Below are 886 nucleotides of genomic sequence, written 5' to 3'. Positions count from 1 at the left end.
GCGTCCTTGACCGCTTCTTTCAAAGCTTCGCCTTCAAGTGCAGTTTTGTGGTAGTCGATGTTGGTATAACCCGCTGCATTTAAGGTATCGATGGCATTTTGATGCACACCTTCCAATAAAAGAAAACGGATTTTGTCTTTAGGTAGAGAAAGATGTTGGCTCATTACGGCTCCGCTACAAAGGCCAAAATTTAGTTGCCGTATCATAGCATAGAGCGTGCAGTTATAGATATTTGCTTTAAAATTACCACAGCAGAATTGCTGATAATTTTTCAGCTTTACAGGAATTTTATGGCTGATACACATTTTGTTGTGATGGTATCGTGATCCTGAGCTTTATCCCTTGCCTGCTTCAATGTAAAATGCAGTAATTGATGGTCAAACCTCAACAAGACAGGGGTTGTGCCGTCCTGTGGCGTTTCTATATTCTGGATGTTGCTGTAATCTTGTGAATGTTTTTAAAAACATGAGTTTACTACCCAGAAATCCGATATTTATTTCTTGCAGGCCCGTAAACGATGAATGCTTCAGTTGATTTAACACCTGAGTTATTGACCCAAATAACGGCAATTGTGGGTGAAAACCGTATTAAAACCGATGCCGATAGTCTGCAAAACTGGGGGCGGGACCATACTAAACATTTTGACCCGAACCCATCAGTCATCGTTTTTCCATCAAGCACGGAGCAGGTTCAGGCGATTGTGAAACTTGCCAACCAGTTCAATGTTGCAATTACGCCATCAGGTGGTCGTACAGGACTTTCAGCAGGTGCGGTGGCAACCAATGGCGAGATCGTGATTAGCTTTGACAAGATGAATCAAATCTTGGAATTTTTGCCAGCAGATCGTATGGTTCGCGTTCAAGCGGGTGTTGTGACTGAACAATTG

At 42.6% G+C, this 886-nt stretch carries 1 protein-coding gene and 1 pseudogene; one reads left to right on the top strand and one right to left on the bottom strand.

Annotated features, from left to right (window positions below; all coding sequences use genetic code 11):
• Positions 1-164: pseudogene (locus tag B4H32_RS11600) on the bottom strand (phosphoglycerate dehydrogenase); the annotation flags it as partial.
• 353 nt (positions 165-517) lie between these two features.
• On the opposite strand from B4H32_RS11600, the gene B4H32_RS11595 reads away from it, so the two are divergent.
• On the top strand, positions 518-886 hold a 369-nt coding region (locus B4H32_RS11595), incomplete at its 3' end, for an FAD-binding oxidoreductase (RefSeq protein ID WP_286803184.1).

The sequence above is a fragment of the Acinetobacter sp. UBA2063 genome (genome assembly GCF_002333245.1).
In the GTDB taxonomy this organism is placed as follows: Bacteria; Pseudomonadota; Gammaproteobacteria; order Pseudomonadales; family Moraxellaceae; genus Acinetobacter; species Acinetobacter parvus.
Note: the sequence above shows the minus strand (reverse complement) of the source record. Positions and strands in the feature narration are given on the sequence as shown.